Here is a 19,667-nt window from a genome sequence, read left to right as displayed (position 1 = left end):
ATGTGTCGACGCATGGCTAGTGCGCGCATATGTAACCTGTGCGAGGAATACCCTTCATAGCTACTACTTTGTACTGGGTCGTGCCGCTTTCTGAAATATTGCACTTTTCATGAAACCATCCTAGGTGAGCACCGGCACGTCGGTTCTCACCCGGCTGCACACTCCGAAGAGAAACTTTGGCCGGGTAGTTCGCCTCCCCGCCCTGACGACTTGCGTTGAAAGGGTACTCGTCGCAATCCATTGACGAGCCTCCTGAACAGGGCTTGCCTGGACCTTTGTATTTTTCAAGCCAACCTCGACCTTGGTCTGGTCCTCGTGTGAGAATTGAAGGAGAAAAGTTGGAGGTCATTGCATCGCCGATGTGGTCCCGCACTGACGCGGTGTCATCTCCAAGAATAAACATATTTATGCCCGGCCTGCATTTATTTATCCCGCTGCGGGAAGACTCAATACATTCTTCAATTTTTGCCTTGGTCGCTATGTCTAGGATTTGATAAGCACCCACAACTCCAGAGATCATTGCCAATGCCACTCTCGTTGCCAAGCCCACGGTAATCGTAGATGTCGCGTAAGAGGCTGTGACCGTGCTGAGTCCCGATATAACCGATGCTGCGCCCACGTCGCTTATGCTGAATTTTCCGCTCGGATCCGTGTATTGAACAGGGTCGCTACTCGCATAGCTGTACCGATTCAAACTTCGTGGGTCCCTCTGCTTGCCTTCAAACGGATCAGCAGAAACAAACCGTCCAATCTTGGGGTCATACCAACGCGCTCTGAGGTACAGCAATTGACTGTCTTGGTCCCAGTACTCCCCCGTATACAGATGGTTCTGCTTCAAACCCGTAGGCGTGTCCAGTTGCCCAAACGCGTCGCTTAACGATTGCTCCACGGCATTGCCATTGGCATCAATCGCGCCCAAGCTGGTATTGAGATGCCCCTGCAACGGAAACACATCATTGGCCGCATTCGCAGTGGCAAATAGGTTGCCCGCTCCTGCCTGCGTTTGGCGAATCAGTTGGTTGCCCCACACATAGACGGTGCTGTTCGTGCCTGTGGTTTCCAAGGCCACCTGCGCGTAGGTCTGGTTGGCATCCACCAGATAGCCAGTGGTACCCGCTGGGCCGGTCTTCTTGACGCGGTTGCCATTGGCGTCATACGCGTAGCTCACGCTTGGGCTGGCCGCTTGCGCAGCTGCCTGCGTGGCCCCAGTCCGAATGTCAATCAGCCTGTTCTGCGGGTCAAACCGGTACAGGGTTGCCTTGCCCGTCTCGGTCTTCGACGCCAGGTTGCCGTTTTGGTCCCAGGTGTAGGTGGTGGTCTTGGTGCCACCTACTGCCGGGGTCACCTGTTCCTGTGTCAACCGGTCTGCGGCGTCGTAGGTGTAGGTTGTGCTGTCAGTACCTGCACTGCTGGTCGCAGTCCTGCCGCTGCGGTTGCCCACAGCATCGTAGGTGTAGCGGGTGTCCAAGCTAAGAGTCGGGTTGGCCGCATCAATCTTGTTTTCCCGGGTGAGGCGGGCATTGGCATCGAACTCAAAGTTTTGGGTTCTGGCTACGGTGCCGGTGAATGTTCCTGTCGCTGCATCAAAGCTGGCTGGGGTTAGTCCAAAGCCTGCGCGGTACATCTCAATACGGCTCACGGCACCACCGGCATCCCGCGTAAGCGCCTGGCCGACCATCAGGGTTTGGGCGGCTCCGGTTTGTTTGACATGGGCGATCGCTACGGTGCGGTCTGCGCTGTCATAGCGGTGGTGGGTGCGCAGCACTTGGGCCTGGGCACCTTGGGCGTTCAGGTCGCGTTCGGTCAGTACCAGGCGGCCTGCCGTGTCGTAGCTGTAGCGGGTTTGTTTGCCGTCGGGTGCGGTGACGCTTGCCAGGCGGCCTGCGGCATCAAAGGTGCTGGTGGCCGTACCCGCATCGCTGGTGCTGTTTGACACACTGCGTTCGATGGGGTTTCCATTCGCATCCAACGTGTAGTTCAACTGCCCCAGTGGGCTGGTGCTTTGGATCAGGCGGTCGTTGGCGTCGTAGCGGTAGCTTTGCGTACCGTTCAGGGTGGTGGTGCCCTGTTCTTGCTGGCTTTGCACCTGGCCGCTGGGCGTGTAGGTATAGATAACGCTGGCTTGGGGGATGGTGCTGTTGGCTCCATTGCCCTGTGGCACCACCATGCCGGTCAGTTGCCCTTGTGCGTCGTACTGGTAGGTGAACTGCTCACCCGCAAAGCTGGTGTGGCTTACGCGTTTGCCTTCCAGGTCGTAGCTGTTGCTCTCCGTTGTTCCGTCCTGTATTTTGCGGCTGGTGATGCGGCCACCGGCGTCCAGGCTCCAGGTCGTCGTCCTGTTCAGCGCATCGGTCTGGGTGGTCTTGGCACCAGTTTCGTCGTAGCCATAGCCAGTGGTGGCGGTGCTGCCTGCGCTCAGGCTTTGCGTGACGCTGGTCAATCGGCCTGCGGTGTCGTAGCCGTAGGTGGTGGTCATGCCCCGCGGATCGGTCTCGCTTTGTTTGCGGTTGTCTGGGCGGTAGACGGTGCTGTGGGTGCTGCCGTCCGGGTACTGGGTCAGCGTCAGCCGGTTCAATTCGTCGTAGGTGAACGTTGTGGTGCGCCCGGCCACCGTCGTGCTGGTGCGGTTGCCGTTGGCGTCAAACGTTTGCGTGGTGCGCACGCCGGTGGCGTCTTCACTGGCGGTTTGGCGGCCGGCAGCGTCGTATTCCATCTTGCTGAGCTGGCCTTTACGGTCGGTGGTGCCAGTGACGCGGCCTGCTGCGTCATAGGTGGTGGTTTCCGTTGTGCCGTCGGGGTAGGTGGTTTTGACGAGGCGGTTCAGCGCATCAAACTCCATGCGGGTGGTGCGCCCTGCCCTGTCGGTCTTGGTGGTTTCGTTGCCTTCGGCATCAAAGGTGGTGGATTCGCTGCTGCCGTCCGGGTACTGGGTAGCAATCAGGCGGGCGTTGGCGTCGTAGGTGTAGCTGGTTTTTTGACCCAGTGCATTGGTCTGGCTGGTGAGTTTGCCGGCGCTGTTGTACACCATGCTGCGGGTGCCGCCCAGGGGGTCGGTCTCGGCTACCAGGCGGTTCTCGGCATCGTAGGTGCTGGTGGTGGTCAGCGTTTGTTGTGCGCCGTTGATGGTTTTGGTGACGGTGCGGCTGGTCTGGTTGCCGTTGGCATCAAAGGTGTAGCGGGTCTCATGGCCCAGGGCGTTGGTCTCTTGGGTGCGGCGGCCTTGGGTGTCGTAGGTGTAGCTGAGTGCTTCACCGGCGATGTTCAGGCTGTGTAGGTTGCCGGTGCTGGGGGTGATGCCGATGCTGGTGCTGCGGCCCAGGGGTTCGGTGATGGCGTTGGGCGTGGCACCGGGTTGTTTGTCCTGTCCGGGGAGGTAGCCATAAGTGGTTGTGGCGCCACGGGCGTCGATGCTGCTCAGGGGGTTCAGGCGTTGCCACTGGGTGCCCACACTGCCGTAGGTGGTGCGGGTCATGTGGCCCAGGGGGTTGGTCTCGCTCGTTTGTTTGCCGTTTGTATCAAAGGTGCGGTTGGTGGTTTGGCCCAGGGCGTTGGTGGTCCGCGTTTCGTTGCCGTTGGCATCAAACGTGTAGGTGCTGGTCTGGCCCAGGGGGTTGACGACCTGGGTGATGTTGCCGTCGGCATCAAAGGTGTAGACGGTCTTGTTGCCGCGTCGGTCGGTGACGGTCTGGGTGTTGTTGCTGGGTTCGAACTCTTGGGTGGTGGCCTGGCCCAGGGCGTCGGCGCTGGCGGTCAGGCGGCCATACTCGTCAAACTGGTTGGCCATGACAACCACGCCGCGGGGGTCGGTGATGCTTTGCAGCAGGTGTGGCTGGGTGGGGTCTGTGGCGTAGGCGAATGTGGTCACGCCGCCTGCGCGGTCGGTCACGCTGGCCAGGTCGCCCTGGGCGTTGTAGGTGTAGACCAGGGTTTGGCCCCGGGGGTCCGTGGCGCGGGTGATGCGGCCTTGGGGGTCACGGGTCAGGGTTACGCTTAAACCGCCGCTGTGCTGGTAGCCGTTTGCGCCGTAGGTTACGCGGTTGCCGTAGGGATCGGTCACATAGAGGATGCCGACGTTTTCACGAAGGGCGTATTTGAAGCCTTCTTCGGTGGTGAGTTCGAAGTCGGTGGGGTTCCAGGTTTCGCCGGTGTCGGCGTCTACCAGGCGGCCGCCTTGGGCCATGACCAGGGTGCCGCTGATGATTTTGAGCTGGCCACCGCCGCTGGTGCGCCCAGCCACGCTGCCGCCGCTGGGGCCAGGCACGGGGATGAAGTCGATGTTGGGCTGGGGCACCTGGCCAAAGCTGCATTCGGGGCTGTTGGCGGCATCAAAGCGGTACAGGGCGCCGTCGGGCAGGGTGATGCTGACGCGGCGTTTGCCCACGGGTTTGAGGCAGAGGTTGAACTGCTGGGGGCTGACTTGCCAGTTCAGGCCAAAGCTCATGTTCTTGCGCACGCTGATGTCTTGGGCGCTGGCGGACCAGCCGTAGCCGAAGTCGCCGGCCACGCCACGCTTGGCGGTGTCGTAGGTGCGGGTGAGCATCAGGGGCAGGCCGGGGGCTTCTGCGCGCACGTCGGCAAAGCTGAGGCGGAACTGGCCTAGTTTGAGGTTGCCCACAAAGTCTACGGTGATGCCGGCCAGGGTCTCTACCCCATTCACATCCACCACGCGCAGCACGATCTGGTGCAGGCCGTTGGCCATCAGGCTGGTGTCAAGCTGGCCCAGGCTGGCGCTTTGCACGGGGGTGAGGCTGCGCTTGATTATGGTCCAGGCGTTGTTGGGGGCGTCCACGGGGCGCAGCAGCAGCTCGTAGTACGCAAACCGGTTGGCGCTGGCGGTGCCGGCGATGGTGACCACACCGCGCAGGCTGGCATCGTCCAGCGGGCTGGTGATGGTGGCTTGTGCGGTGGGTGGCGCGCCGGTGGTGTCGCGCACGGTGAGCAGCAGCTCGCGGCTGGTGACCAGGGCACCGGATTGGGCCTTGACCAATACGCTGTGGGTGCCGGTGGGCGGCGCGGTGAATTGGGCCACGCCTTGGGCGTTGAGCGACAGAGCCACACCGTTGAGCGTGGCGCTGGTGACAGGAGTGGCGGCGCCTGCGGGGGCCGTGGCATGCACGGTGAGCTTCACCAATTGCCCGGCATCGGCAATGCTGGGGTCCATGGCGGCGCTGAGCTGCACGCCGCTGGCGGAGCCGGTGACGCTGAGCACATAGGGCTGCTGCACGGCAATGCGGCCATCGTCAACCTGCACCAGCAGGTCAAACTCTCCGGCCACGGGTCGCGGCCAGTGGATCAGGCCAGCGGCACTGATGGTCATGCCGGTGGGGGCACCGTTCAGGCTGTAGGTGAGCACGTCGCCATCGGGGTCGCTGGCTTGCACGGCATAGCTGTAAGCCTGGCCTACGGTTGCGGTGGTGGGCGGCTCGCTGCTGATGGCGGGTGGGCGGTTGAGCTGGGCCGTGCCGGGCAGGCCGTGCGACAACTGGCTGGCCAGGGACGAGATCAACCAGTCACAGGTGTTGGTGGTCTGGGCGGCTTCGCTGACGCGGCTCAAGAACAGGCCGTCGATCAGTTCGGTTTGGCCTGCAAAGCCTTGCCAGCGCATGCCCGTCCAATCACCCAACAAGGCTTGCAGGGTGTTGAGCTGGGCCAGGCTGGTATTGAGCACGGGGCTGAGCAAGACCTTGCTGGCCTGGGCATCGGCCAGGCCCAACCAACCGACCAGGCCGGCGCGCTGGGTGGTGAGCTGCACCAGGGGTGCGTTGTGGCTGGTAACGGTGTAGCTGGCCGCGCCACTGAGCGGGTCGTTCAGTACCAGGGGCTCCATGGGCAATGGCGACAAGGGACCACCCATATCCACCATATTCTGGCTGAACAGGGCCTGTTGGCCGCTGGCTACTGCGTCCTGGATGGCGGTGCGCAGATTGGAATTGGCGTTCAGGCTGGCGAGCACGCTAGGCAGCGTGGCGCTGTCGGCGCGCAGCAGGGTCTGGCCTTGCAGCGCGGCGGTGGCCAGGCCCGACAGTGCGGACTGTGCAGGGCTGCCCGTGGGGCCAAACACTTTGTCCAACAATTGGTGGGCGCTGGCGCTGGCGCGCTCCAGGCTTTGTTGCTGGTAGGCTGGCGCGGCGCCGGTGCCACTGCGGCTGACGCTGGCGCTGGCCTGGTGGTCCACATGCAGGCCTACACCCGCTGGGCGCACGTGGGTAACGACACCGAGCACGGTGTCGGCTTCCAGGCGGGTAGAGGCGCGCACCAAACTGGGCAGGCGCACGTCGACCATGCCGGTTGCGCTTTGGTACAGGCGTGCCTTGGCATCCAGTGTGGCCTGGTAGGTGCCGGCCAATGCGGACAGCAGTTGTGCGGTTTGCACCGGCCCACTGGGCAAGGTGTTGCTTTGCAGTTGGTTACGCAGGGCCATCAGGCCGGCAGACACGGCCGCTGGTGCGCTGGCGCCCAGGGCCTGGCCTTGTACCGCCCAGGCATGGGTCTCACCCACCACCACGGTGTTGTCGGCGGCAAGCTGGGCGCCGTCGGGGCCGTTTAGTACCGAGCGCAGCACCAGGCTTTGGCCGAGGGTGAAGCTACCGCCCTCCATCACCACCTGGCCATTGAGGCTGACTTGGGCTTTGAGCTGTGCCAGGTAGGCGGGTATGCGCGTGGGCAAGCCGGTGGCCGGGTCAATGCCAGTACCCGAAACGGGGCGCAGCAGACTAGCCAGCGTGGTGGCGTCGGCGCTGCTGGCGGGCACAAAAGCCAGGCTCAGCAATTGGCCTTGCAGATCGGCCAGTGGGCGGCTGGCGGTAAACACCGGGGCGGCACCATTGAACAGACTCAGTTGCAAGGACCAGCTGGCGGCAGGAGCCAGGTCGGGAACGGGGGTATTTGCCACCACGGTGGCATAGGGCAAGGTGCCCGCCAGCATGGAGTATTGGCGTTGGCTTATGCCGGCCGTGCCCAGGATCTGGGTGACTTGGACGTCTGCACCCAGCGCTGCGAGTTGGTTGAGGGCCTGGGTGTTGAAATCGGTGTAACCGCTGGTCAGGGCTGCAATTGACAAGCCGCTGGCGGCGGCGGGTGTGCAGATGGCGCCTTGCTTGGCACGACCAAATAGTGACTGGCCATTGAGTGGCACCACTTCAGACAGGTTGATGCCCGCGCCGTAGGCGTGGGGTTTGAAGGCAGCGTCCAGCGGGGTCCAGGCGTTCAGATTGGCGTTGGGGTTGGGGTGTTGTTTGGGACTCAGATTGGCGCCGCCGTCCTTGGCACCCCGGCTGGGGCTCCAGTTCACGTACGCGTTGACCCAGACATGCTCCAGGCGGATGCTGGTGATGCGCCCATCGGTGCTGATGCCGGTTGCGGCAATGCCGCCTTGTTGCAAGAGTGCGAGTGCGGCCTCCGGGTGCTGCAAGCCGCCCAACCAGTTTTGCGCCTGTGCGCTGGGCAGCTCAATGGTGCCGGTTTGGTAGCGGGCCGGAATGCCGGCGGCGCGCAACAGCGCAATGTGCAGGCTGGCGATGTCGGTGGCGTTGCCGCGCAAGGCGGCCAAGGTGGTCTGGGCGTTTTGCGTGGCGCCTGCGTTGGGTGCAAAGGCAATGGTATTGCGCACCCAGTTGGTAATGGTGACCGGGTTGTTGCCCAACTCGGCGGCCTTGGCGCGGATGACCGGGGTCAGAGTGACGTATGCGGTCTCGGCTACGTCGGCCGCTTGCGGAGCCTGTGCGGGGTCCGGTGCTGTACTAAATTGGAGACCCGCCAATTGGGTCATGCCCTGGGCCTGCACCATGCCAGGAGCGCCACCGCCCTGGCTCTGGGATTGCAGTGACTGCGTTGGCGGCGTTTGCATCGCCGCATTGGCCTTTTGTGGCGCGCGGGGTTTGCCCCGCAGGCTGCCCCAGGGCAATTGGTTGTGGGTGGCGGCCAGGCGGGCGCCAACTTGTGTGTATTGGGTAAAGAATGCCGCCAGGTCAGCCAGGCTGCCGGCAGACGGATTGGCCAGCCAGGCTTTGCCGACCCTGTTCAATGCATCGGCGCGCTCAGTAAATGTTTGCAGGGATTGGCGGGCCAGCGTAGCGCCAGTTGCGCCAGATGCACTTGTGTCGCTCAGGGTTGCCAACAAGCTGCTGCGCAGTGCGGCCGTGGTGGAGACAGCAGCGTTGAGTTGCTGGCGCAGTTGTTTGGTCCAAGCGGCGCGCTGGGCTTCACTGACTGTATTGCCCTGGCTTTGCAACTGGCGCACCAGTTCACGGGCGTCACGCAGGCGTTGCTCAAGGTCCTGGGCTGCCACGTCGGCAGAGATCGGGGCAGCGATGCGGGTGCCGGTAGCTGGCGCAGGCTGGGATTGCGCCTGCACCGCCGGGGCCATGCAAGTCCAGACAGCCAGGGCCAGTTGGACCATTGCCAAGGTGCGCAAGGGGCGGCGCAAAATCGGGCGCCCTATTGGCGCGGCGGTCTTCGTGTGCGAAACAGGTTTCATCATCATGCGGGCCTTCAACAGGGCTGCTCTGGTAAAGATTGACGGGTGCATATCAGGGGATGTTGCGAACCGGCTGCGCGGTTTGCCACTGGTAGGCCAGCTCTTGCATCCAGCGGTCTATCTGCAGGCGGTAGGCAGACATGTCTTTGCTGGTGATGAGGCGCAGTGTGTCCACCGCGCTGATCAAGTTGGTGATAGCCAACTCGGGCCGTGTTTGTGCAACTGCGCTTTGCAGGTACCGCACCGCCTGGCTGCGGTTTAGGCCGTCTGACGCGACGGTAAAACTCAAGGCGTTGAGGTCGGCTATCAACTTGCTGGTGGCAGCCGCATCACTGGCTACGGCTACCTGCAGTGCAAATGGGTAGCTGCCTGCCAGGCTGATCTGCCCGCCGACCATGAGGTTGACGGCCGTTCCCAAGAAGTGGGTGCCATTGCTGGTGGGCGCACGCAGGTACAGGGTGAAGTCTTTGCTTTGGCCATTGGCCAGGCTGAAGTCCCACTGGGCCTGGGGGGCACCGTTGAGGATGGTGACCACAGGTTCACCCGCAAGGGCTTTGGCGCCGGTTGGCACGGTGTAGGCAACGTTGAAGTTCGCCATAGCACCCTGGTAGCCCACGGTGGTGCGCACGGCGGCATAGGCGCCAGCGGTCAAGGGGTCTGCAACCTGGGGCAACAGGTATTCAAATGCCTGCTGCAGCGCGGTGTTCCACTTGGGATCGGCTATATGGCTCTGAAGGCTGCCAATCAGGTCAAAGGCCATCACAACGCCTTTGCCACGGCCATAGGTGTTGCCAGCCACGGCGGTATCGTCGGCAGCGTTGCAATTGGCGCAGACGACCCCTGCGGGGAACTTGGCGACCTGGATTGCCGTGCCTTTGTTGTAAGTGAGTGCGCGCCCGGTGGTCTGCAGTGTGGAGCCAACCAATGGGCCGTTGGCAAAGGTGATTGGCTGGTTGACCACCAGTACTTGGCCGCGGTAGCCCACGCCCACCACTTCATCCAGCAGCTTGTTGCGCGCGTCGTGTATGCCGTCGATCAACAGGCCATCGCCACGGTTGACGGCTTCGCGGATTTCCAGGGCAAGGCCGTCGGTGAGTTTGTCTGCACCACCAGATATCCAATAGATGTTGAACTGGCCACTGCGCAAGGCGTAGGTGAAGTCGTCCACATTGGACGTCACGTAGTGCGGCACACCGGCAGTGGTCAGCAGACGTTTAACAAACGCAGTGCGCGATGCGGTGCACCTGGCGTCATCAGCGCCGGGGCCGTCGGGTATGGCTACCGGCACAGTGCCCTGGTCTGCATAGCCGTCTTCACGGTTGCGGCAGCTTACCAAAAGCAGTACGCGGCCCTGGCGCAAGGGGTATTGGCCCACGCGGGGTTTGGTGGATGACCCAGCAGCGGTAACCACGATGTTGGTGCTGGCCAGGGTTTGGCTGCTGCCACCGAGCGTGGTGCTCAGCACCGCCACGTAGGTGTTGGGGACGCTGCCTGTGGTGTTCCACACCGGGGTCATGGCAAAGGAGGCGCCTTGGGCGATGGATGGGTTGTAGGGCCAGCTGGCAATGGTCCTTTGCGCAATGGGGTCCACGATAGAAACGGTGAGCGCCGCATTGCTGATGGCGGCGTTGCCAAGGTTGCGCACAGAGGCAGACAGGGCCACGGTGCCACCGGCGGCCGTGGTAGCCGGGTTGGCCTGTATGCTGCCGCTAAGCCCCACGCCGTTTTGATCGGCAGGTTGTACCGTAAATACACCGGTGTGTTGTGCCAAAACGTTGCCTTGGGCATCCAGCAGTTGGAGCTGTGTGTTGTATGAGCCAGCCGCCAGCCCAGCGGCCGGCAGGTTGTAGGTGAATTGGCGTTGGCCGCCTGCTACCAGCTGGGCTATGGCCTCGGTCTGACTGAAGGCGCTGGCGCCAGTGCTGCTGAGTACCGTGGTGCGCGCCCGTAGGTCTGCCTGCACGAGATTGCTGGTGAGGTTGCTGACCCGCGCTGTCAGTTGCACGGTTTGCGCACTGGTGTAGCTGCTGCGGTCTGTTGTAACGCGGGCGCTGTTGAACTGGGGTTGGCCGGCCTGGATGGCGAAGTTGGCGGTGGCGCTGCCATAGACCACACCCAGAGGTGTGACCAACTCAGCACGCACTTGGTAATTGCCTGCAAGGGTGCCCACAGTAGCCCAAAGGGCTGGCACGGTCACACTGGCAGCCGCAGCAACGCCCACAGCATTGCCAACAGGCAATGTCTGCACCGCGCGACCGTGCGCATCCAGCACGGTGTAGCGGACGATCGCATCACGCGCAAAGCTGCCTTGGTTGCTAACGGTGCCGGTAAAAATGGCCTGATCCCGCTCGGTATAAACCGCAAGATTGGTCGATACAGCGATCTTCAGGTTCAGCGCAATGGCAGACAAGTCCCCCATAAGGGTGTTGTTGCTTCGGTCAAAGTCGGCAATGGTTTTTTTACCAGTGCCGTCGTCGTCGCCCACTATCCAAATGGTGTTACCGGCGCTCAAGGTCGCCAAATTGCCCGTGACGGGGATTGCGACGTCTTGCCATTCACCAGGCTGCAACGCTTGGCTGGTGCTGGCAATGCCTAGTCTTGCCGATGGCACGGGTTGGCCCAATGAAGGATTGGTGTTGTAAACCGCAAGCTTGGTGCCAACCGGTATGAGGTACGACCCCGCATTGCCCACCCGCACAGTCAGAGTGGAGCCACCACCAGCACCCGCATCGGCTACACGCAGGTAGCCCACAGTCAGGTCGGCAATGGCGCGCGCGTCTGCGTCCATACGTTTGTTCAAGCGGAAGGTGTTGTGGCTCTTCCAGCTGGGCACGGGACGACGGGGTACGGTCAAGTCGTCGTTGATGTTGTTGATGCTGTAGGCGTGCTGATTCCAAATGCTGCGGGTGGGGACCCAGGCGTTGTTGACGTCTTGGAAGACGCGAATGCCTCTAACACCCGGGTGCGCATGGTTGTTTGCGACAACAACAAGATCTGCATGGCCGTCTCTATCAATGTCCACAACCACTGGGTATTCAACATAGGTATCTGATGGGTTGGGAATGGACCAAACGGCTTGCCCAGTAGAACCCTTAAAACCTCGCATGTTTTTCTCATCAGCGTACAGCGCCGTAGCAGAGCCACTTCCATCAAAATCAAAGAAGGTTGATCCTGTGATTGCAGAAGAATAGTCTTGCGCCGACTTTGACCACATCACAGAGCCATCGGCCCTGAACACGGTATAAGCAGAACGGCCTGCCACGCCAATATCTGGAACCCCGTCGCCATCGGCATCGGCAATGGTTGGTGGTCCACCACCTCCACCCGGCACCGCAACACGCCACTTAAGCACACCTTCGCGGCTATAGAGGTGTACAAAACCGCCTCCGACAACTGCGATGGAAGGTCGACCAGCGCCCTCAAAGTCTGCGACGCCAGAGAACCCATCATTGCCCTGCCAGATAAGAGTGCCGCCGGCCGTATAAACCGACCCGCCCTGGATGACGTTTTGTTGACCCGCGTCAAACAAATCAGAAACGATTGTTGTGTTCGCTCCGTAGCTGCTTCCAGATGTAGTCCACTTGATGGTCCCATTCGCGTTGAGGACAGCTCTCTGAATCATAATTTCCGGACTGCCATCGCCATCCAAGTCCGCGACAGAAGGCGCTGACCAAACACCATAGGGTGGCATGGGTCCAAGTACTTCTGAAGTCCACAAACGTGAGCCATCGTTCTTGAAGACCACCGCCTTCACGTTGCGTGTGATTGCAATCAGTTCTGGTCTTCCATCGCCGTCTAAGTCAGCAAGAGCCAAGCCGCCGGAGCCTGACACGCCATTCTGGCTGTCAACTATCGACATCAACTCATTGCCAGTGACACCATCCAAAACCCTGATCACCCCAGAGCCGGCATAGGATGACCCCGCAAATGCAGTGAATATCACACAAGGGTTGTCACGCGTATCTACGACACCATCACCGTTCGTATCGACAAACTGGCCAACCACGGGAGTCATCATGACCTGGTTGTATTGGGGATTATTGGTGCTTCCGGACCATGCCCACTTGAGCGCGGGATTGAAGTTCTGCGCAACTGGTGTGTACAGCGCCTCCTGCGATGTAGACCGCACGTTATTGGCTTTGCTGATCTCTGGGATCTGTTGCGCTGGGTCAATGATCACATGGATTGGTGCATCGCGAAACGCCAAAGTGCCGCCGACGTCGATCTGCACTGTGGTGGTTTGCCCAGGTGGCAATGCCGTAGCCAATGTAGTTTGGCCCAGCACCACATCAACCGCTGTATCGAAGGCATCGTCGCGGTTCACGTCGTTAAAGGCCAGCACAGTGGCCCCTGCGGGCGTGCTTTGTGTACCGACGTTACTCACATCAACCTCTACGGTGCCGGACAACTGCAGTGTTTGTGGATCCGAAAGGGCATTGCCCCGTTTGACCACCATTACCTTGAAGTCTGGCAACAATTGCTGAACAGTCGGTGGCCTCAGGCGTATCTGACCCAAGTCGGTCACGGTCAAAGGCGTCAGTGCAAATTGCAGAGCAATGCCTTGGTAGCCGGTGGCTGTGACACTCAATTGAACACTGGCCCCGTTGAGACCGGCGATAGAGAACGTTCCGTCTGCAGCGCTCAAGGCATTGACGGGGGCGCCAACCTCGGGCGTGACAAGCAGTGCCGCATTGGCAATGGGCTGGTTGGTGCGCGCATCCATCACCACCCCGCTCAGGCCCGATGTATTGGCGTTTGGCGGTGTTTGCCCAGTGGCGTAGAGTCGAGGAGAGAAGTCCACCACAGTGGCTCGATCCACGCTGCAAACCAGCCGGGTAGAAGCATTCACACTGTCGTAGCCAGCCTTTGCCGTTGACACAGTCACTACGCCGCTGGCCAGTGCTGGCAAACTGTAGCGCCCTTGCGCATCTGTAACGGTAGTGCGCGTTACTACGCCACCGAGATTTACGGTGACCCCGGCAAGGGGCGCGTGCGATATTGCATCGGTAATGAGACCCTGCACAGAGCAATCGCCTGCTTGACCAGGAGCACTGCTGGGAACCAATAGCGGTGAGAAGTTCAGCACTTGACCTGCAAGTACGGTCCCTGAGCCTGCAGCACTGGCAAAGCCCGTCTTGTCAACGCTGACGGTGATATTGCCGGGCGTTACGCCGCTGATCAGGTAGCGGCCATCCGCCGTTGTAACGGCAGTCAAGTTCTGCGGAGAAACGCTGACTATTGCGCCATCCAGCGGTGCGTTATTGCTTTGGTCACGCACCTGGCCAGTAACAACGGACAGGCTCGTGTTGCCAGCTACCAGCATTTGCAGCACACCAGCATCCAACACCTGCCCTGCTGTCAGAGAGACAGTAAAGTTGAGCGTGGCGTAGCCGTTTAGTGAGGCCTGTAGTTGGTAAGACCCTGGTAAAAGTGCTCCGAGTTCAATTTGGCCCAGTGCATTGCTGGTGCCGTTGACCGTTGGTGCGCTGGGCGACACCAATACAACACCTGGTAGAGGGGCGTTGTTGCTAGCATCAACAAACCTTACACGCAGTACCGCCAAAGTAGGGTTCAACGCGGGCTGCGCGCTTAGGCCCAACGCCCTGAGCGCCACCGCAGTGGTGAATGGGTCGGCATCCCAGGAACCATTCTGCTGTTGCTTGCCGAGCAGATAACTTGCAACGCCCGTGGCAATGGTCGGGTCGCCGCCGGTGTAGGGGTGCACTGCCTCGAAAATCAACGCAGTGCTAGCCGTGTCGTCACTCCAATGACCGGCAGCGTTTCTGCGCCCCAACAGGTAGGCAGCAGCTTTGCTGGCAATTGCTGCCGCGACTGGGTTTAGTGAAGCTTCGCCTTTGAGACCGCGCAAAACGGCGGCGGTCGCCAGCAGGTCGGCGCCCGAATGCAATGCAAAGTGGCCGTCGACAGCCTGATTGGCCTGAAACCAGGCCAGCAGGCGAGACTTGTCTTGTGGTGTGAGGTTTTGTAACTGTGGCAAGCTGGCCCACCCGCTGTCTAAAGCGTTGGGAACGGCATACCCCTCATAGGCACCAAAACCCTCACCACCAATGCGACGGAGTTCGATTTCAGGTGCGAGCAGCACCTGACCAAGTTGCTGACGCAGTTGTTGCTGACAGGCAAGGTTTTGCGTTGGGACTTCTGCGCCACTTTGGTTTAACGTGGCGACCAGTGCGGAGTTTTTGAGGGTACTACCCAGAAACTTCAGCAGCGTGGTTGCGGTTTCGCAGCGCGCTTGCTGCGCAGTCGCAATCTGCGAGTCGGCGACCATCTGGCCATCTTGAAGGACTTGTGCATCCAACCATGCAAGACCGTTGGTCACTTCCGGAGTGACCTGTGCTTGTGCGGTCGCCACAACGCCTGCAAAAACGCTAAAAAATACCAGGCACTGAAAAACCCAGCGCACAAAGCTCTGCATGACTACTCCCTGACCTCTGATTATTTTTAGTTGCCTGGACTCACCAACCCCCTGGAACCTTGGGGCAAACGAACTCAGCAACGCGTTGCGCGGCGGATGGTATCAGTAGGAGATTGAAGATGTAACAACATGCACGGCTTGAAAATGCAGAGACGGTATGTCAAGCACTTGACGGGGAGGAAGCACCCCCAGCCACCGAAACATAAGTTACACAAACTTACAGAATGGACGCAAACCGTAAGCACAGGTTGCGCAAATCTGGTGTCCGCAGTTGGCATTCAAACTGCCAGCGTTAACCCCTGGTCAAACTTCAATTGGCACAGGTGGGCAGTATTCGATTGGCGCCGACATAGCCAAGGGCTCCTGAGCGAGTCTTGCAGCAAGTGCCATTGTGCTCAAACGTCGGGGGGGGGGGAACTCAAAAGGTAATTTGAACAATGTGTGAGCTGCTGTACCCGACCTTGGCAGTTCCAACTACCCCAAATGGCCCACTCATGTCCACCTCAACGATCATCCCCGTATATCAGCCGTGCTGAACTGGATTCGTTCGGCGTACCTTCGTATTCCGTCGGGAGAGGGCTTGTCCCGTCGGTCGGGTTCGTTCCTTGCGCGGATCCTGGAGCTGCTAGGAGTGGTGCTACACGCACCCTAAAAATTGCTTTGCATCTTTGTCCAGCAGTTTCGACCTGCAGGCGCTGTGGCGAATTTTGGCGACTAGGTCGGCGCTGCACGGCTGACACAGTTGCCAGACCCCGCTGTTCACGTTCTTTCGCACGTCGGCGTCGGTGTCAATGCGTGCAAAACGGTAAGTCACGTAGCTGTCGTGAATGATGCCGGGGTGATCACCGGCACCCAAGAGGCAGGCAGGATCGTGTTTGACATCAGCGTGAAGCGTCGTCACGTTCACAATGATGAACTGGTCTGCTGGGCCTCGAAGCGGCAACGGTATCGGCCCGTGGATGATGACATGCAAGTGAAGCTTGGGACCGGACAGTGCCCAAAAGGCTTCGCCAACCGCAGGGACCCAAGGTGCCACCACGTCTACGCAGCGGCAACAGCTTTGGAGAGTTCGGCCTGCTCTGTGAAATGCTGGACCATCAGCTTGACTTGATTTTCATCGTAGCCCAAATTGGCCAGCAAGCTCTCATACGTGATGGGCAGGTTCGAGTCGCCGGGGTCGCGCCACTCCGGCAAATTCGTATGCGTGTACTCCACAAGAGCCCAGCGCTCGAACTTTCCAAAGTCAGCCCAAATTTGATCGAGCACCTCGACGTCACTCTCGCTCAAGGCGCCCAAGTCCACTGCTGGGTCGGCAATCATGCTGGGATCACTCAGGGCCACGAAGTGATTGGCCTTGTCGGCTACCCACGTATCCCATCCGCCAGGTGACGACGGAATGAATCCGTTGATGTGGTCCAGCGTAATCGACATAACTGGACCGTGGCGCAGACTCATCAACCTGTCGCCAGAGATCGGGACCCCGTACTCTTCAAGAGACTTTCGTTCCGCCAAGTACAGCAGCTTCACGAGCTTGATGGAAGGCAGCCGTCCCCCTGCGCGGTGCAGCAAAAAAGCCGCCGCCTGCGCGGTTCTGCGTTCGTTGAAGTTGGTAGGGGTAGCCATGGAGCGTGTTAAACGCCTATGCAGACAACAAATCGGTCCGTTCGGCGATACAAACCAAGTATAGGCGCTTGATCAAAATTGATCAAAACCGATACTGTTTTGACCATAAACCGGCACTAACCGCGCCTTTCTATGTAGTTTTGCTGCAATTTTAGGCTGAGGCGTCCTTGTAGTTCGACTCCAGCATGGCGTACATCGCAGAGTCCCTGTCTTGCTCCACGACATCTGCGCTGAAGCCGCTGGTCTTTTGAAAGACCAGCACTTTTCAGCCAATATTGGCGGTGTGATCCGCAAGATGAAGCCAACCCGGCAGATCGAATGCGTGGAATTGATGGTGGCGACCAACAACATCACCGTGGCGTATGCACAGGCACTTCTTGCTGCGACACCCAGCGCCATGCTGGTGGGCGAAGTAAAGCCCAAGAAGTTGGCGGGTGTCACTTCAGAGCAGATGGCAAAGATGGAGCGCGAGATGGGAAACCTGCAAGGGCAGTTCAAGTCCATCGAACAGTCCTACGGTCAGGATGTTCTGAATCTTGTTCTGGCCAAAGGCTATTTGACCAAGTTGCTGGACAACGAAGCGGTGATCCGGTTTCTAACCCAGCACCAGCCTGACGTTCTCGCTGAGTTTGCAAGCATCGTCCAAGCTGCATCGCTGGACAAGTAATTCAACCGATAGCTGATGGAGCACGGCGTCACGTCCAGGAGCGCACTGCCTGACAACCCCGCTGCTGAGTGGGAAGCGTGGGAGGCTGATGATGGTGGGCCCCTGAGTACGCATCGCAACGCGCCGCAACCGGAACTCAGTTGCCTGCATGGCGTATTTGGGGACGTGGCGCGCGCCGGCAGCGACGGTAGCGAGACGAATGCCTATGCGATTGCAGCGAATTTGATGAGCTACCTGTCCTGTGCCATTGGGCGCGGCCCCTACCTCCCGGTGGGCAACACCTGGCATCACACCCGGATGTTCTTGTTGCATGTCGGCCGATCTGGCCGCGGGCGAAAAGGGGACGCTGTATCGCTGGTCATTCGCCTGGATCATGCATTGCGAGAGCTGAATGCGGCGTTTGCACCCCAGGTCCACCGCGGGGGCCTCTCCAGTCGTGAAGGCCTGGTTGCGCTGATGCACGACGGCTACAGGCAGGGAAGACTTGAAGTTCCGTCCATCGCGGACAAGCGTCTCTGGGTCGTCGAATCGGAGTTCGCCAATGTTCTGCACCAGAGCCGCCGGGACGGCAACACACTATCAGCGGCGCTGCGGGATTGTTGGGACGGCGTATCACTGAAACCAGCCACCAAGAACAACCGGCTGTATGCGACAGATCCCCATGTATGCCTAAGTGGCGCCATTTCACCGATTGAGTTACTCAGCCTGGTCCAGCATCGCGAACTGACCAATGGCTTTGCCAACCGGTTCTTGATAATCTGGGCTGAACGTTCACAGGTCGTGCCTTTTCCTAGGGAAACGCCGCAAGCAATCGTGACGGCATTGGCCCAGCGGCTTCTGGATATTCTGCAGTTTGTCCATGCAAACTGGCACGACACCATGGATCGGCTGAGGGTTGAGCTTTCACCCAAGGCTCAGTGGCGGTATGCCCAGTTGTACCGAGGTGAGCTCAACGAGGACAGTGGCAGCCCCCTGGTTGCAGCCCTGCTGGAACGAAGGGCACCCATGCTTCTGCGCATCGCCTTGCTATTTGCACTTGCTGACCTACAGTTGTGCATTGATGTCCCGCATATTGAGGCGGCGATGGCCTGGGTCCGGTATACAACAGCGTCCGTCAAATACATTTTTACCAGTGCGGCGGAGAACGAAAGAACAGCACAAGTGATTGAAACGGCCCAGCGCATACTCACATTCTTGCAGGAGCGCGGGGCAGGCTCCCGGCGCGACATTACCGTGGACTGCTTTAAACGGCATGTGTCCAAAGCGCGCATTGACGAAGCGCTTGAACATCTGCTGGGCTCTTCACCACCGAAAATTCAGGTTCAGTTGGTCAGTCGCCCAAGGGAGTGTCCGGGCACGCCGACCAAAATTTACTGCCTGACCTGATGGTGGCCGAGACCTCGGTTCGCACAGTTCGCAAATTGCACGAGGGTGCAAACTAGCCGCCGGCATCATCCCAGACCCAGATGTCGTGACCGTTGGTGAAGAAGATCATCGGCCTCTGGCCGTACTGCTTCTCCAGCCCGTCAGCGTACTGTTTGGCCTGCTCCTGGCCGACCCGAGCATCGACAAGGGTCTTTTTTGCTTCGACAACCGCAAGCGGCTTTCCGTTGTCATCCCACAAGACGTAATCGCAATAGCCTTTGCCAGTCGTGGTGGCTTGATGCAGAACCCCGACCTCCTGGCCCAACGAGTCGTTGCTAGCGGTGCCTTTGGGGACGTCCCAACCGGCCATACGCAGATCGCGATCAATCAGCCACTTGCGGGTGTTGTCTTCGGTAAAGCGAAGCTGGTTCGCCGTAGCGGCGGAGAATTGGCCCGTTTGCTCCAGCGCCTGAGCCGTGGGCGGAGTAAACGCAACTGCAACAGGCGTTGCGGCCCTGTCGGCAGCTCGCAGCTCGGCAAGCTCTTGTAGTGCAAGCTTGAGGCGCTCTTCCTTGAGGCTGTTCTCTTCGGCAAGCGCCTTAGCCTTGCGCTTGAAATCTGCCTTGCTATCGATGCCTTCGACAGGGGGCTGCTTGAATGCATTGAAATCCTCGACCTTGCCCCCGAGGAAGGTCACATGCAGCCAGCGAGCGAGTTGCCATGCCTCTTGAAGGCAGCGAATCGTGTCAGAGGCATCCACGTCTTCTCCGTGGGCGCCTCGGTTGCCCAGGCGCCGCAGTAGGTGCAGTTTGTCGAGCACCAAGGGCTGGGCGACCGTATGGAAACTGGCGTTGTGCAGCAGATCCACGAAGTTAGACTGCGGCACTCGCTCCAGCTTCAGCTTGAGGTAGATGCGATCGACCAAACGCTCTGCAAAGTTGCGCAGCTTGACAAGTGCACTTTCCGGGTCAGTGTGCGCGTAGTGCTCCGCGTAGCCGCCCATATTGGCGAGCTCCGGATAAGCCGCTCGTAGCGGCTCGAAGTTCAGCGATTTGATGTCTTGCATCAATATCTGGTGGGCTTTCGTCGCAGTCATGCCT

The 19,667-nt window shown here is 60.0% G+C and carries 6 protein-coding genes and 1 pseudogene; 2 read left to right on the top strand and 5 right to left on the bottom strand.

Annotation, left to right across the window (positions count from 1 at the left end; genetic code table 11):
• Positions 1-16: 16 nt before the first annotated feature.
• The 4 genes from HZ993_RS24905 to HZ993_RS19755 all read right to left on the bottom strand — a co-directional run bounded on the left by HZ993_RS24905 (position 17) and on the right by HZ993_RS19755 (position 16,535).
• Positions 17-8,398, bottom strand: a complete 8,382-nt coding sequence (locus HZ993_RS24905; protein ID WP_305847099.1) for an RHS repeat-associated core domain-containing protein — start codon at positions 8,396-8,398, stop codon at positions 17-19.
• Between the two features lie 130 nt (positions 8,399-8,528).
• Positions 8,529-14,849: a carboxypeptidase regulatory-like domain-containing protein gene (locus tag HZ993_RS19765; RefSeq protein ID WP_209394415.1), complete on the bottom strand. Its 6,321-nt coding sequence runs from the start codon at positions 14,847-14,849 to the stop codon at positions 8,529-8,531.
• Positions 14,850-15,549: 700 nt separating this feature from the next.
• A complete protein-coding gene (locus HZ993_RS19760) occupies positions 15,550-15,885 on the bottom strand; it encodes a hypothetical protein (protein ID WP_209394414.1) in 336 nt (111 codons plus the stop codon).
• 68 nt (positions 15,886-15,953) lie between these two features.
• Positions 15,954-16,535: a Panacea domain-containing protein gene (locus HZ993_RS19755; protein WP_209394413.1), complete on the bottom strand. Its 582-nt coding sequence runs from the start codon at positions 16,533-16,535 to the stop codon at positions 15,954-15,956.
• A gap of 211 nt (positions 16,536-16,746) precedes the next feature.
• Between HZ993_RS19755 and HZ993_RS19750 the strand changes: the two are divergent.
• Both HZ993_RS19750 and HZ993_RS19745 read left to right on the top strand, forming a co-directional pair.
• Positions 16,747-17,202: pseudogene (locus HZ993_RS19750) on the top strand (plasmid partitioning protein RepB C-terminal domain-containing protein); the annotation flags it as partial.
• Between the two features lie 15 nt (positions 17,203-17,217).
• Complete coding sequence (locus HZ993_RS19745) at positions 17,218-18,588, top strand: DUF3987 domain-containing protein (protein ID WP_209394411.1); 1,371 nt, start codon at positions 17,218-17,220, stop codon at positions 18,586-18,588.
• 52 nt (positions 18,589-18,640) lie between these two features.
• On the opposite strand, the gene HZ993_RS19740 is transcribed toward HZ993_RS19745, so the two are convergent.
• Positions 18,641-19,663, bottom strand: a complete 1,023-nt coding sequence (locus HZ993_RS19740; RefSeq protein WP_245213703.1) for a type I restriction endonuclease — start codon at positions 19,661-19,663, stop codon at positions 18,641-18,643.
• Between the last annotated feature and the right edge of the window lie 4 nt (positions 19,664-19,667).

Origin of the sequence: Rhodoferax sp. AJA081-3 (assembly GCF_017798165.1) — a bacterium.
Taxonomy (GTDB): Bacteria; Pseudomonadota; Gammaproteobacteria; order Burkholderiales; family Burkholderiaceae_C; genus Allorhodoferax.
This window is presented reverse-complemented; position numbering and strand designations above follow the sequence as displayed.

Excerpts from the sequence above, each read along its gene's own strand:
- HZ993_RS19740 (WP_245213703.1), bottom strand. The coding sequence starts at position 19,663 with ATGACTGCGACGAAAGCCCACCAGATATTGATGCAAGACATCAAATCG.
- HZ993_RS24905 (WP_305847099.1), bottom strand. The coding sequence starts at position 8,398 with ATGGTCCAACTGGCCCTGGCTGTCTGGACTTGCATGGCCCCGGCGGTG.
- HZ993_RS19755 (WP_209394413.1), bottom strand. The coding sequence starts at position 16,535 with ATGGCTACCCCTACCAACTTCAACGAACGCAGAACCGCGCAGGCGGCG.
- HZ993_RS19745 (WP_209394411.1), top strand. The coding sequence starts at position 17,218 with ATGGAGCACGGCGTCACGTCCAGGAGCGCACTGCCTGACAACCCCGCT.